Annotated in this window: 12 protein-coding genes; 6 read left to right on the top strand and 6 right to left on the bottom strand. The window is 32.6% G+C overall.

All coding sequences use genetic code 11. From position 1 onward, the window contains the following. The first annotated feature begins 30 nt into the window (after window positions 1-30). Window positions 31-2442, top strand: coding sequence for an alpha-ketoacid dehydrogenase subunit alpha/beta (locus tag B0A75_RS11325; RefSeq protein ID WP_089054387.1), 2412 nt, complete (start codon window positions 31-33; stop codon window positions 2440-2442). 348 nt (window positions 2443-2790) lie between these two features. Here B0A75_RS11325 and kdsB read toward each other — a convergent pair whose 3' ends face one another. Further along, on the bottom strand, window positions 2791-3525 hold the full coding sequence (kdsB, locus tag B0A75_RS11320) for a 3-deoxy-manno-octulosonate cytidylyltransferase (RefSeq protein WP_089054386.1): 735 nt from the start codon (window positions 3523-3525) through the stop codon (window positions 2791-2793). Window positions 3526-3655: 130 nt separating this feature from the next. On the opposite strand from kdsB, the gene B0A75_RS11315 reads away from it, so the two are divergent. Further along, window positions 3656-4990, top strand: coding sequence for a beta-alanine-activating enzyme beta-propeller domain-containing protein (locus B0A75_RS11315; RefSeq protein WP_089054385.1), 1335 nt, complete (start codon window positions 3656-3658; stop codon window positions 4988-4990). Between the two features lie 192 nt (window positions 4991-5182). Here the strand turns inward: B0A75_RS11315 and ygiD are convergent, their stop codons facing one another. Together ygiD and B0A75_RS11305 are read right to left on the bottom strand one after the other, a co-directional pair. Next, entirely contained in the window at window positions 5183-6013 is an 831-nt protein-coding gene (gene ygiD, locus B0A75_RS11310) for a 4,5-DOPA-extradiol-dioxygenase (protein ID WP_089054384.1), read from the bottom strand. A gap of 87 nt (window positions 6014-6100) precedes the next feature. Next, window positions 6101-7510: an ATP-dependent DNA helicase gene (locus B0A75_RS11305; RefSeq protein ID WP_089054383.1), complete on the bottom strand. Its 1410-nt coding sequence runs from the start codon at window positions 7508-7510 to the stop codon at window positions 6101-6103. Between the two features lie 328 nt (window positions 7511-7838). Here B0A75_RS11305 and B0A75_RS11300 point away from each other — a divergent pair, with 328 nt between their 5' ends. Continuing rightward, the gene (locus B0A75_RS11300) at window positions 7839-8660 is read left to right on the top strand and encodes a DUF3822 family protein (protein WP_089054382.1); all 822 of its coding nucleotides are present in this window, start codon (window positions 7839-7841) and stop codon (window positions 8658-8660) included. Continuing rightward, on the top strand, window positions 8657-9262 hold the full coding sequence (locus tag B0A75_RS11295; RefSeq protein WP_089054381.1) for an RsmD family RNA methyltransferase: 606 nt from the start codon (window positions 8657-8659) through the stop codon (window positions 9260-9262). The genes B0A75_RS11300 and B0A75_RS11295 overlap by 4 nt, the downstream gene beginning before the upstream one ends. Before the next feature lie 335 nt (window positions 9263-9597). Here B0A75_RS11295 and B0A75_RS20700 read toward each other — a convergent pair whose 3' ends face one another. Further along, window positions 9598-9819 carry a hypothetical protein gene (locus B0A75_RS20700; RefSeq protein ID WP_244284386.1) on the bottom strand — a complete coding sequence of 74 codons (222 nt, stop codon included), beginning with the start codon at window positions 9817-9819 and terminating at the stop codon, window positions 9598-9600. A 135-nt stretch (window positions 9820-9954) separates the two neighbouring features. Here B0A75_RS20700 and B0A75_RS11285 point away from each other — a divergent pair, with 135 nt between their 5' ends. Together B0A75_RS11285 and B0A75_RS11280 are read left to right on the top strand one after the other, a co-directional pair. Continuing rightward, entirely contained in the window at window positions 9955-11313 is a 1359-nt protein-coding gene (locus tag B0A75_RS11285) for a sensor histidine kinase (RefSeq protein WP_089054380.1), read from the top strand. A gap of 10 nt (window positions 11314-11323) precedes the next feature. Further along, on the top strand, window positions 11324-12013 hold the full coding sequence (locus B0A75_RS11280; RefSeq protein WP_089054379.1) for a response regulator transcription factor: 690 nt from the start codon (window positions 11324-11326) through the stop codon (window positions 12011-12013). Between the two features lie 31 nt (window positions 12014-12044). On the opposite strand, the gene B0A75_RS11275 is transcribed toward B0A75_RS11280, so the two are convergent. Continuing rightward, on the bottom strand, window positions 12045-12587 hold the full coding sequence (locus B0A75_RS11275) for a hypothetical protein (RefSeq protein ID WP_089054378.1): 543 nt from the start codon (window positions 12585-12587) through the stop codon (window positions 12045-12047). Window positions 12588-12680: 93 nt separating this feature from the next. Then, on the bottom strand, window positions 12681-13598 hold the full coding sequence (locus B0A75_RS11270) for a ketopantoate reductase family protein (RefSeq protein ID WP_244284385.1): 918 nt from the start codon (window positions 13596-13598) through the stop codon (window positions 12681-12683). Window positions 13599-13738 lie beyond the last annotated feature (140 nt).

Genomic DNA, 13738 nt, shown 5'->3' with positions numbered 1-13738 from the left:
TTTCGCAGTCTCAACATGACCCACAAGATTATGATAAAAGAAAAAAGCAATACTACTTTAACGTTTGAAGATTTCAAAACTGAAGTATTGAACGACTACAGAATTGCAGTTACAAGTCGTGAATGTAGCCTTTTAGGTCGTAAGGAAGTTTTAACAGGAAAAGCCAAATTTGGAATTTTTGGCGACGGAAAAGAAGTACCGCAGCTAGCAATGGCAAAAGCCTTTAAAAATGGAGATTTCCGTTCTGGTTATTACCGCGATCAAACTTTTATGATGGCCATTGGAGAATTAACTCCACAACAGTTTTTTGCTGGTTTATATGGTCATACTGATTTAAATTTTGATCCAATGTCTGCAGGAAGACAAATGGGCGGACATTTTGTTACGCACAGTTTAAATGAAGACGGATCTTGGAAAAACCTGACTAAACAAAAAAACTCAAGCTCAGACATATCACCTACAGCTGGACAAATGCCAAGATTATTGGGATTAGCGCAAGCTTCAAAAATTTACAGAAACGTTGACGGTATTACTATCAAAGACAATTTCTCGGTAAATGGAAATGAAGTAGCTTGGGGAACTATTGGAAATGCAAGTACATCTGAAGGTTTATTTTTTGAAACCATAAATGCTGCAGGAGTATTACAAGTTCCTATGGTAATGAGTGTTTGGGATGATGAATATGGTATTTCTGTTCATGCAAGACATCAAACTACAAAAGAAAACATCTCTGAAATCTTAAAAGGATATCAACGTGATGAAGATTCTAAAGGATATGAAATTTTTAGAGTAAAAGGCTGGGATTATGCTGAATTAGTTTCTACATACGAAAGAGCCGGCGCTATTGCTCGTGAAGAACATATTCCAGTTTTAATTCACGTTAACGAATTAACTCAGCCACAAGGACACTCTACATCAGGTTCTCATGAACGTTATAAAAATAGTGAACGATTAGCTTGGGAAAGAGATTTCGATTGTATTCGTCAGATGCGTTTATGGATGATTGCGATCAATATTGCATCTCCAGAAGAACTAGCAGAAATTGATTTTGAATTGAAAAAAGAAGTTCTAGAAGCCAAAAAAGAAGCTTGGAATTCTTTCATCAACCCAATTATTGAAGATCAAAAAAATCTTTTGGCTTTATTGGAACAAATTGCAGAAGCAAGTATCAACCATAAAGACAGAATTAAAAAATACATTTCAGAATTAAGTGCAATAAAAGCACCTCTAAAAAAGGAAATTTTAGTTTTTGCCAGAAAGATTCTTCGCTTTGTTGAAGTACCAAACAGCAAAATGCTTTTATCAAACTGGATTACTAATTATATCGCAGTTACTCAAGAAAAATTCAGCAGTAATTTACATTCTGAATCTGAGCAAAATGTATATTCAGTAAAAAAAGTTTTACCTGAATATGGAGAAAATGCAAAACCAGATTCTGACGGCCGAATGATTCTACGTGATAATTTCGACGCATTATTCTCTAAATATCCAGAAACTTTGATTTTTGGTGAAGATGTTGGAAACATCGGTGATGTTAACCAAGGTCTTGAAGGAATGCAGGAAAAATACGGAGAACTTCGTGTTGCCGATGTCGGAATTCGCGAAGCTACTATCCTTGGACAAGGAATTGGTATGGCTTTAAGAGGTTTACGTCCAATTGCTGAAATTCAGTATTTAGATTATCTATTATATGCTATACAAATCATGAGTGATGATTTGGCTACATTACAATATAGAACGGTTGGAAAACAAAAAGCACCATTAATCATCAGAACCCGCGGACATCGTTTAGAAGGTATCTGGCATTCTGGTTCTCCTATGGGAATGATTATTAATGCGATTCGTGGAATTCACGTTTTAGTTCCAAGAGACATGACTCAAGCTGCAGGATTCTACAATACTCTTTTAGAGTGCGACGAACCAGCTTTAGTAATTGAGTGTCTTAATGGTTACCGTTTAAAAGAAAAAACACCTTTAAATTTTGGTGAATTCAAAACTCCTATTGGTGTTGTTGAAACACTAAAAGAAGGTTCTGATATTACTTTAGTTTCTTACGGATCAACTTTAAGGTTGGTACAACAAGTTGCAACAGAATTATTAGACTTAGGAATTGACTGTGAAGTAATTGACATTCAATCTTTACTTCCGTTTGATATAAACAAAGACATTGTAAAAAGTATCGCTAAAACAAACCGTCTATTAATAATCGACGAAGATGTTCCAGGCGGAGCTTCAGCTTTTATCCTGCAACAAATTTTAGAAGAGCAAGACGCTTACAATTATCTTGACAGCAAACCACAAACACTTGCGGCAAAAGCACACAGACCTGCTTACGGAACTGATGGCGATTATTTCTCTAAACCTTCTGCCGAAGATATTTTTGAGAAAGTATACAGCATGATGAACGAAGTTAATCCTTCTAAATATCCTAGTTTATACTAAGAATTTTAGAATGTTTTAGATAAAAAAAAGCTCCAAGTATTTGGAGCTTTTTTTGTTTTAAACAAAGTAACCATAAAGTTTGTCATTTCGACGTAAGGAGAAATCGCACTTGTAAATCGATAAAGATATTCTTTATTCAAAGTAACCGCCGAGTATGTCATTTCGACGAAGGAGAAATCTTCACAAGCAGCTCAACAAAGATTGGAGATTAACTGTATGGAGTTTCTTACGAAGATTTCTCCTTCGTCGAAATGACAAAAAACGCGCATATTAAATTATTAAAATCCGTTTTTAATCTTCGCTTTCGCAAAAACAAATCTGTTTAATCAGAGTTCAAACTAAGGGTAATTAAATATCACGCAACATCGCTCTGGCTCTTTCTAAATCTTCTGCCGTATCTATCCCAATTCCAACATGTGTTGTTTCAACCATTTTAATGCGTTTTCCGAATTCTAAATAGCGTAATTGCTCCAACTTCTCAGAAGCTTCTAAAGATTTCATAGGAAGACTGTAAAAGTCTAGTAACGCTTGCTTTCTAAATGCGTAAATTCCGATATGCTGAAAATAACGAACTCCAACATCTTTATCTCTTGGGTACGGAATTACTGATCTAGAAAAATACAATGCAAATTGCGATTGATCTACCACCACTTTTACATTATTTGAGTTATTGATTTCATCTTCATCTGTAATTTCACGCATTAACGAAGCCAAATCAATTTTCTTATCAGCATCATTTTTAAATACAGACAAAACCTGCTCTAATGGCGCAGCTTCTGTAAAAGGCTCATCACCTTGTACATTTACAACAATATCGACATCTAGATTGGCAACAGCTTCTGCAATTCGGTCACTTCCAGACTCATGTTCTTTGATGCTCATAATTGCTTTTCCGCCATGAGAAACGATTTCATCAAATATCAAATCAGAATCAGTTACCACAAAAACATCATCAAACAGCTTTGTCGAAACTGCAGCTTCATAGGTTCTTAAAATTACTGTTTTACCTCCTAAATCCTGCATAAGCTTTGCAGGAAAACGTGTCGAAGCATATCGTGCCGGAATTACCGCTATTATTTTCATTGTAAATCTTTTTTATGTAAAACAAATGTAACTATTCAAACCTAAGATAAAAAACATAATCACCACAGATCGTTATAAAACTGACTGCCAATGTTTTAAAAAATAAAGTATATTTATCCGAAAAAAAAGTATGAGAAAATCCTCCATTCTGGTTCTGTTTTTATTGAATTTAACTTTTATTAATTCGGCTTTAAGCCAAAAAAATAATGCTGTTCCATTAAACGCATTTGCAAATCACATTTTTGACGGCAATGGTTATCAGCCGCCGACAACTTTAAAATGGAAATTTAAAACCGAAGGTAAAATCTTCTCCTCGCCCATTACCAAAAGCGGCATTGTTTATATCGGCAGCGAAGATGGCAATTTATATGCAATTGAAGAAAAATCTGGAAATCTAAAATGGAAATTCAAAACAGATGGCGCTATTCACAGCTCACCAAGTATTTTTGAAGATACTGTTTTCTTTGGAAGTTTTGACGGCAATTATTACGCGGTAAATACTAAAACAGGAAAACAAATTTGGAAATTTAAAACAGGCGGAGAACACTGGATGGGAGAAAAAGGCGGAGGAGGAATGAAACCTGAAACACAATACATGGATGACTTATGGAGTTTTTACCTATCATCACCAGTCGTATATCAAAATAAAAAAACAGCTCAAGTAATTTTTGGAAGCAGCGACGGAAACGTCTATTCGCTTAATACGAAAACCGGAGATGTAAACTGGAAATTTAAAACTAATGGTCCCGTTCATGGAACTCCTGTTATAGATAAAAACAAAATCTTCATTGGCGGCTGGGATGCTGTTTTATATGCTCTGAATGCCGAAACAGGAAAAGAAATATGGCGTTTTGCAACTTCTACGAAAATAGGCTTTAAAGGAATACAATCATCTGTAACGGTTTCTGACGGAAAAGTATATTTTGGAGCACGTGATCCTCACTTTTTTTCACTTGATGCCGAAACAGGAAAATTAATCTGGAAATACGATGCTGAAAATTCTTGGATTCTAAGCACTGCTGTCATTACAAATGGAACTATTTATGTAGGAACTTCTGATACCTATGTTTTATTGGCACTTGACGCAAAAACCGGCGCTGAAAAATACCGATTCAAGACAAATGGCTATGTTTATAACTCGCCTGTAATAGCAGGAAATACGATTTATTTTGGTGATTTCACTGGAAATTTCTTCTCACTGGATTTACTTTCTGACGGAAAAAAATCAAATACTATAAGCACTGATAATCGTAAACAATACGCCAATTCTATTTTGAAAAATGATCTTTTAGATTTTGGATATGCTGGTCAAAACGAAGATTTGTCTTATTATGATAACAACAAAAAAGTAATGGATCAGTTTTACAAATTAGGTTCAATCCTTTCTTCTCCTTTTGTAAATAATAACACTATTTATTTTGGGAGCGCTGATGGATATTTATATGCTTATAATTTAGAAAAATAGACTACTTTGTAACCTGATCTGCGAAACGCATTTTACCGCAAAGCACGCAAAGTTGTTTTATTCGCAAGGTTATATCAAACACAAAAGTTCGCAAAGCTATATTGATAAAGCTTTGCGAACTTTTACACTTTATAAGCGTAATCCCAAACAAAATAACTTTGCGTGCTTTGCGGTAAAATTTCTACACAATTTTTAAATAATTTTAACTGAGGTCATACTCAATGAACCTGCCAAAAGTTTATCATTAAACAAACTCAGTTCTTCTGATTTTTCTTTTAATCCTAAAGTGTATAACAAAGGTAAATAATGTTCTGGCGTTGGAACTGCCAATTGAACAGCTTTGTTCATTTTTTCGAAATCTATTAACGGCTGAAAATTCCCATCTAATAAATAATTATTTACCGTTTCTCGAGCTTCAATTGCCCAATCGTAACCGTAATTATCTTTATCAAAGTTTCTAAAATCTACCATTCTAAGATTATGTACAATATTACCGCTTCCTATAATTAAAACTCCTTTACGACGCAGTGATTGTAGTTTTTGCGCCAATTCAAAATGAAATTGACCTGATTTAGTGTAATCAATACTCAACTGAATTACGGGAACATTCGCTTCTGGATATAAGTGCTTTATTACACTCCAAGCGCCGTGATCTAACCCCCAATGTTCATCTAAATCTACCTCAATAGGATCTAAAATCCTTTTAGTTTCTAATGCTAATTCAGGGCTTCCTTTTGCTGGATATTGTACATCAAATAATGCTTGCGGAAAACCTCCAAAATCATGAATCGTTCTTGGCATTTGCATCGAAGTAACTTTGGTTCCTTTAGTAAACCAATGTGCCGAAACACATAAAATAGCATTGGGCTGCGGTAATGTCTTAGCCAAGTTGCGAAAACCCGTCACAAACTGATTTTCTTCAATTGCATTCATAGGACTTCCATGTCCTAAAAATAAAACCGGCATTTTATCAGTATTCGAAAACGTTGATGAAATCGAATGTAAGTCGTTTAGTGTTGTCATCTTTTAAAATATTACAAACACAAATTACACAGATTTACACTAATCTTTGTCTAAAAAAATTCGTGCTAATTTGTGAAATTAGTGTTTTTATTCCTCAAAACTCTCGTCTTTAAATCCTATCAAATATAACTTATTTTTGGCACGTGTCATAGCGGTATAGAGCCATCTTATGTAATCACGGTCGATGCCATTTGGCAAATAGGGCTGTTCTATAAAAACCGTATTCCATTGTCCTCCCTGTGATTTATGACACGTTATAGCGTAAGAAAATTTTACCTGCAAAGCATTGAAATATTCGTTTTCTTTTACTCTTTGAAATCTCTTATACTTAGTCGTTTCATCTTCGTAATCTTTCATCACCTCTTCATACAAACGATTCGATTCTTCATAAGTCAATGACGGAGATTCACTTTTTATAGTATCCAAAAGCAACACCGTTTCAAAAGGCTTTTGATCTGGATAATCGACCATTCTTATTTTTACCCTTGCAAAAGTAAATCCGTACAGTTCCTTGATTCCAAACATTTCCAGAACCTCAATAATATCACCATTCGCAATAAATCCAGCTTCATCTGTTTCTTTAAGCCAGAAATAATTATTCTTAACTACCATCAAAAAATCACCTACAGAAAGTTCACTTTCTTTAAACAAAATCCGGGTTCGAATTTGTTCATTGTATTGATTGGCTCTTTTATTAGATCGCACAATAAAAGCAGTATCTTCAATACTATAATTGCTATATGCGGTATTTATTGCATCTTGAATATCATAACCATCTGTAAGACGCACGATATCCTTAAACTTTTTTACATTGAATCTAAACTCTGTAATAAAACTTTCCTTCAACAACTCACGTAATTCAGTTGCGTTGAACAAAATTCCCGAGCTTTCTTCCTGACGCATTACCTCATCTAGTTCAATATGCTCAATTTCTTTATCGTAATGTATTCCAAGTGTTTGAATATCTAACGCTGGACTTATATCTAAATTTACTGGCGGAAGCTGTGCTGTATCTCCTAAAAGAATCATTTTGCAATTCGTACCAGAATAAACATAATTAATCAAATCATCCAAAAGCGAACCGCTGTCTAAAGTACTGTCTGAAATCATCGAAGCCTCATCGACTATAAAAACCGTATTTTTATGCTTGTTGAGTTGTTTTGTAAAAGCAACTCCTCCGCCCGATGACTTTTTAGGAAAATATATTTTTTTATGAATCGTAAAAGCTGGCGTGTTCGAATAATTAGCAATTACTTTTGCCGCGCGTCCAGTTGGTGCAAGCAAAACAAACTTTTTATTAATATCTCCAAGATTATTTACAATAGTCGAAATCACCGTTGTTTTTCCGGTTCCCGCATATCCTTTTAGTACAAAAATGGTATCGTTAACTGGTTCGGTTAAAAAAATAGCTATTTTTTGAAAAAAAATATCCTGTTTGTATGTCGGTGCAAATGGAAATCTTTTTTGTAAAATGCCGTAAAACAATGCTGAATTCATAGAGAAAATTTGAAATACAAAGGTCGCTTTTTTTAATGGCAATGGCAATAATTTGAAACCATATAAGCAATGTAAGTAAACTTAAGATTACGCAAACATCTTAACCTTTTATTGTAGACATTACTCAAATGATCTTTAAAATTAAAACAAACATACTCTAAGCTCAAATCTTGATCTCACTTATATGATAAAGAAAACTTAACCTTACTTTAAAATGTTTTTGAAATTGTTTTTTGAAATTGCAATTATAATTGTTCCTTTTTAATTTGTAAGTTTGTAGTCGCCTTAAATTCTTTCTTGTAAAACAGGTAACGAATTGTAAATCAATATGTCATTACAAAACACTAACATTATTTCCAAAAATTATAAAAAACTTTCGATTCAGGTTTCACTGAATGGATTTTCATTTTGCTGTTTTGATACTTTAAATAATACCATTACTTCATTTAACGAAGTTCAATTTGATACTACTCAAAAACAAAATAAAATCGAGGACTTATTTTCAGCTTCATTTAAAAATTATCCTGAATTAAAAGAAACCTACGACGATATTCTAGTCATTCACAACAATAATCTTTCGACTTTTGTACCAACTGCTTTATTTGATGAAAATTATCTAGGCAGTTACTTACAGTACAGTACAAAAGTATTTGAATCTGATTTTTTTACTTTCGATAAAATCTCAAATTACGAAATGAACTCGGTTTATATCCCGTACATAAATATCAATAATTTTCTAATTGATAATGTAGGGTCTTTTGAGTACAAACACGTAAATAGTATTCTAGTCGAAAAAATTCTTGAAGGTTCAAGAAATAATGATGAGAAAAAAATGGTGGTAAACTTTAATCCAAATCATTTTGAGATTATCGTAGTTCAAAATCAAAAACTATTATTATTTAACTCTTTTGAATATCAAACTCCAGAAGATTTTATTTATTACTTGCTTTTTACAGCTGAACAAACCAATTTAAATCCGGAGATTTTTCAACTGGAATTGTTAGGCACAATAAACCAAAACGATCCATTTTATGCGATTGCATACAAATATATTCGTAATGTATCTTTCTTAGACGTGAGTGCATTACAAGAAAAAAACAATTATACAACTGCTCAGAATCAAAAACATTATATCTTATTTCAATCATGAGAATTATTTCAGGAAAATACAAAGGACGCCGCATTTTTCCGCCAAAAAACCTTCCTGTAAGACCTACGACTGATATGAGTAAAGAAGCATTATTTAATGTTTTGAATAATCATTTTAGTTTTGACGGCTTAAAGGTTTTAGATTTATTTTCGGGAACCGGAAATATCAGCTACGAATTTGCATCACGCGGAAGCGCACCAATTACCTCTATTGATGGTGATTTTGGATGCGTCAAATTTATTAAACAAGTTTCATCAGAATACGATTTTGACATTGCTGCTACCAAAAGCGATGTTTTTAAATTTCTGGAGAACTGCAAAACATCATACGATATTATTTTTGCCGATCCTCCTTATGGATTAGATCAAAACACTTTTGAAAAAATTGTTTTAACGGTTTTCGAAAGAGATTTGCTTCACGACGATGGCATGATGATTATCGAACATTCTAAATACACTAAACTAGATCATTTAAGTAATTTTTCATTTCAAAAAAGTTACGGAGGTTCGTTCTTTAGTTTCTTCGAATTAAATTCAACAGATGACGATGAGGAATTACCGGGTGATACTCCAATAAAAATTACGGAAGAAGACGAAGGATAGCTTTCCTTTTACAATATAAAAGCCTTGAAGTTTCAAGGCTTTTTCTTTTTAAAGCTGGAATTAAATCCAAAGTAATTATTAAACTGTTTTTTAAAAAATGCTGTTTCAGAAATATTGGTTCTAAAGCTGTCTTTTTTACTAAATTTTCTTGTAATCAAAATCACAAATCTTCCTTCGGCTTTGTATTTTGCAGATGGATTTTGAATTTTAACATTGACTTAAGCCAAAGCATTCAAATCATTCATTCCTGCTTTTTGATTGCCAATATAAATCAGCGGACTTCCTTTGCCCACAACCGTAATATTTTCTTTATCTGGACTCACTAAAAAGGTTGGTTATTTCGCCGGCAAATCGCCTGTATTTGGAATTGAATTGTAAATAGAATTCGCAACGTCAACTTTTATATTTCCGTTCGAGTTTGTAAAAATCTTTTTATTCTGATTGATAACAACTTCGTTTAATTGATTTGAAATCGAGTCTTTTGGAATTTCATTTTGTGCATTTGCAATAAACGAAAGAACAAAAAGTAAAAGTGCTAAAAGGAGTTTTAATGGCATAAAAAGTTTTTTTGTTTTGAGATGATGCAAAAATGCTTCTAAAAAAGAGTTGCGAAGGTTAATTGAAGGTTAATGCGGAGTTAATGTCTGGAATATCTTGTAAAAGCACTATTTTTGAAATGAATTTTTACGTTTATGAAACAAAGAATCAATTTATTAATAACACTTTCAGTTGTCGCATTACTTGTTTTGTCGACCGTACAATGTTATTTGGTAAAAACTGCTTACGATTATAAAGTGGCTCAGTTTCATACGCAGATTAAGAATGAAATTGCAGCAATTACAAATAATTACAGCGATATTGACGCCGCTTTAGTTTCTAAAAAAGAAGCGCTTTACAAGAATTTATCGGAACAATATATTAAAGGCAAAAAATCTAAAATTGATATTAAAAAAGGCATTCTAGAAAGCGAGTCTAATGATGCGTTAACGCAAAAAATTCGACAAAAATTCGAAAGAGATTTACCCAATTTCAAAATTGACTTTGCTATTGTTCTAAACAAATTTATTCTTTACAAAAACGCTAAAAAAAGAGATACAGTTTTCTCTGAAAAGCCTTTTATACAAAATAAATTATACGGAAACCTAAATTCGCTGAATAACGCTTTTTTAGTTCGAAATTATGTTAGAACTACAAACGGAATTTTTAAAAATCAAGACTATAAATTACTTACCGAAGATTCAATGTATGTTTCGGTTATCGATTGGGAATTGATTATTTTAAAACGAATGACTTTTATTCTTGCCTTGTCATTATTATCAATTCTTACACTCATTTCGCTTTTTGTAATCGCACTTAAAGCTTTAATTAAGCAAAAAAAGGTAAGTGATGTAAAAACAGATTTTATCAATAATATCACACATGAGCTTAAAACTCCTTTGGCAACATTGGGCATTTCGACCAAAATTTTAGAGCAGAAAAGCATTCGTGACAACGACGAAAATTTCAATTCAATTGTCAATACAATTTCACGTCAGAACAATCGTCTTCAAAGTTTGATTGATCAAGTTATGGCAAATTCTTTGGCCGAAAATGAAATCGAACTGCAAAAGGAAAAAATTGAAACTGAAAATTTCCTGCAGATAATTGTTGATGATTTTAAAATTGCCTTTCCAAAAATCAATCTTAAAACTGATTTCCAAACTCAGAAAACGATTTTAGTTCTGGATAAATTTCATTTAACAACCGCTTTTTTAAATGTTTTAGAAAATGCCGTAAAATATGGATCGAACACAATTACAGTGAAAACAAAAATTATAGAAAATCAGTTTTCTATATGTTTTGAAGATGACGGAATTGGAATTGCAAAAAACAAACAATCACTTCTTTTTGATAAATTTTATCGTGTAGAACAAGGAAATCTTCACAATACAAAAGGTTTGGGTCTAGGATTATATTATGTTGATCAAATCGTAAAAGCGCATCAGGGTTCTGTTAACGTTATTAGCGATTTAGGAAAAGGAACTCAGTTTACTATTTTATTAAAAGTTTAATTACCTTATTTTGAAAAAATTACTTTTGGCTGAAGACGATTTTGACTTTGCAGCAATTTTAAAACAATATTTAGAGCTTCATCAATTTGAAGTAACCTGGGCAGAAAATGGAGAAATAGCTTTAGATCACTTTAAAAACCAGACTTTCGATATTTGTATTTTGGATGTCATGATGCCCAAATTGGACGGATTTTCATTGGCCGAAAAAATGATTACAATCAATCCCGAAACTCCATTTATTTTTCTAACAGCAAGAAAGCTGCAAGAAGACAAAATCATTGGATTAAAACTAGGTGCCGACGATTATATAGCGAAACCTTTTGAAGTCGACGAACTGGTTCTGCGTTTGCAGAATATACTAAAGAGAATCGAACAAAAGAGAAGTTTAGACGGAAATAATACAATTGTAATAGGTTCATATATTTTTGATAACGAGCGTTTAACTCTAAATAATAGAAATCACGTTCAGCAGCTCACAGAGAAAGAAGCTTCGCTTATTGAATATTTGTATCTGAACCATAATCAGTTATTAAAAAGAGAACAAATTTTAATGTCTGTTTGGAAAAAAGACGATTATTTCTCGGGACGCAGTATGGATGTTTTTATCAGCAGGCTTAGAAAGTATTTTAATTCAGATCCAAAAATCAGCATTGAAAGTGTTCGAAGTATTGGTTTAGAATTTAAGATAGAAAAACCTTGACGAATCAAGGTTTTTCTATTTTAAACGAGCTTTATTTTCCAATTACCCAGCCCAAAGTAAAATTTATAATTGGAACAAATTCGGTATCATATTCATCAAAATTCACTCCTGGTCCAGCATTAAATTCTAGATTAAACCTTCCTTTATAAGTACGCTGTAATCCCCAAAGGGCGCCAAGTGTAAACGAAGAAGAAGCTTCTCTATAGTCATTATTTGTAGATATCGAACCAAAACTGTAAACTGCATTTGCTGCTAAATAATTTCCTGAATTTCTTGCTGTTCTTTTTCCTTTTTCTGCTCTTTTTTCAAGATTATAATAATGACGAAACTGTTCATTAATATTAGGATAAATTGCAAAATTGGAATTGCTTGAATTAGCTTGAAACCCTAAACCTAAACTTGCTTCAGAATATAAGGTATTTTTAGAACCGAAACCGTGCTCATAAACAAATCCAGGCAGTAATAAATTTATTTTAAATTGATGTTTTACTACTGCAATTGGTGCATCGTCTTGCGCATTGATCACGTTTATAAAAAGAACAGAAAGTAATAGAAATAGGTAGTTTTTCTTCATTGGTTGTTTTTAAATTGGTTTCGACAAAAATAATATTAAAAACATACTACAACTTAAAAAAGTAAATTATTTTCTTACAGATAATCGCAAAAATTATTTAATTAAAACTGCGGCAATCTTTTCATAAACTGGTGTTTTTACACCGTACTTTCTTCCTTCATTCACAACAAATTGTGTAAGCGAAACTGCTTCGGTATTTTTGCCTGCTAGTAAATCTCTATGCATAGATGATGTTGCTTCTTTGGGAGACTTCTCTAATTTTATGATGGTTTGCGCAACGATATCTTCAGGCAGTTTTAACCCTTTTGCCTGCGCCACATCTTCGATTTCATGGAGCAGTTCAATATAAATTACTTTAGATTCTAAATGATGCAATATTTCGCCAATATTCTGATTTAAATAAGAAGTTACAGAGGCTAATGCCGAAATAAAAATAAACTTCTCCCAAACTGTTTCTTCAATATTTGCAACCAAGTAACTTTCTATTTTTGCTTTTTTGAAGATGTTTTGTAACTCTTCTAATTTTGAAAATGGTGCGGTTTTAGAACCAAAAAATAACTTTTCGTAAAAGCCAATTTTTCGAATTGTTCCTGGTGAAAAGATCATCGAAATAATGTATACACAACCTTGTAAAACTTCGTTTTCGGGAAATATTTTTTGGATTCTTTCCTGTGCATCAACACCATTGTATAAAGGTAAAATCACTGTTTCATTCTTAACCGTTTTTTTCAAAGACGATAAACTTTCTTCAATATCATAAGTTTTAGTTGCACAAATTAAATAGTCTAATTCGCCTATTTCGTCAGGATTATTAGAAACTATACTAGGAAAAACAATTGTTTCAGAATCATCGGTTACAATTTTTAATCCGTTTTCGGCAATCGCTCTTTGAGTTTCGCCTCGCGCAATAAAAATCACTTCAACATCATCTGACTTATAATACGCATTTGCTAAAAGTCCGCCAAAATAGCCGCCAACACCGCCAAGTCCTAAAATTCCAATTCTTTTCATAATCTTTTTTTTATCACTAATTACACCAATTATCACGCGTAATTTTGTTATTTCGAGAAACGAGAAATCATACAAAAAACTCCGTGACAAGAGTCTCCAATCTTTGTATAATTACAAGTGTGATTTCTCGTTTCTCGAAA

It is taken from the genome of Flavobacterium oncorhynchi (genome assembly GCF_002217355.1).
GTDB lineage: Bacteria > Bacteroidota > Bacteroidia > Flavobacteriales > Flavobacteriaceae > Flavobacterium > Flavobacterium oncorhynchi.
The sequence above is the reverse complement of the archived record's forward strand: the minus strand, read 5'-3'. Positions and strand labels throughout refer to the sequence as shown.

Coding starts and splice junctions, on each gene's coding strand:
- B0A75_RS11305 (WP_089054383.1), bottom strand. CDS start 7,510: ATGAATTCAGCATTGTTTTACGGCATTTTACAAAAAAGATTTCCATTT.
- B0A75_RS11285 (WP_089054380.1), top strand. CDS start 9,955: ATGAAACAAAGAATCAATTTATTAATAACACTTTCAGTTGTCGCATTA.
- ygiD (WP_089054384.1), bottom strand. CDS start 6,013: ATGACAACACTAAACGACTTACATTCGATTTCATCAACGTTTTCGAAT.
- B0A75_RS11295 (WP_089054381.1), top strand. CDS start 8,657: ATGAGAATTATTTCAGGAAAATACAAAGGACGCCGCATTTTTCCGCCA.
- B0A75_RS11300 (WP_089054382.1), top strand. CDS start 7,839: ATGTCATTACAAAACACTAACATTATTTCCAAAAATTATAAAAAACTT.
- B0A75_RS20700 (WP_244284386.1), bottom strand. CDS start 9,819: ATGCCATTAAAACTCCTTTTAGCACTTTTACTTTTTGTTCTTTCGTTT.
- B0A75_RS11270 (WP_244284385.1), bottom strand. CDS start 13,598: ATGAAAAGAATTGGAATTTTAGGACTTGGCGGTGTTGGCGGCTATTTT.
- kdsB (WP_089054386.1), bottom strand. CDS start 3,525: ATGAAAATAATAGCGGTAATTCCGGCACGATATGCTTCGACACGTTTT.
- B0A75_RS11325 (WP_089054387.1), top strand. CDS start 31: ATGATAAAAGAAAAAAGCAATACTACTTTAACGTTTGAAGATTTCAAA.
- B0A75_RS11275 (WP_089054378.1), bottom strand. CDS start 12,587: ATGAAGAAAAACTACCTATTTCTATTACTTTCTGTTCTTTTTATAAAC.
- B0A75_RS11315 (WP_089054385.1), top strand. CDS start 3,656: ATGAGAAAATCCTCCATTCTGGTTCTGTTTTTATTGAATTTAACTTTT.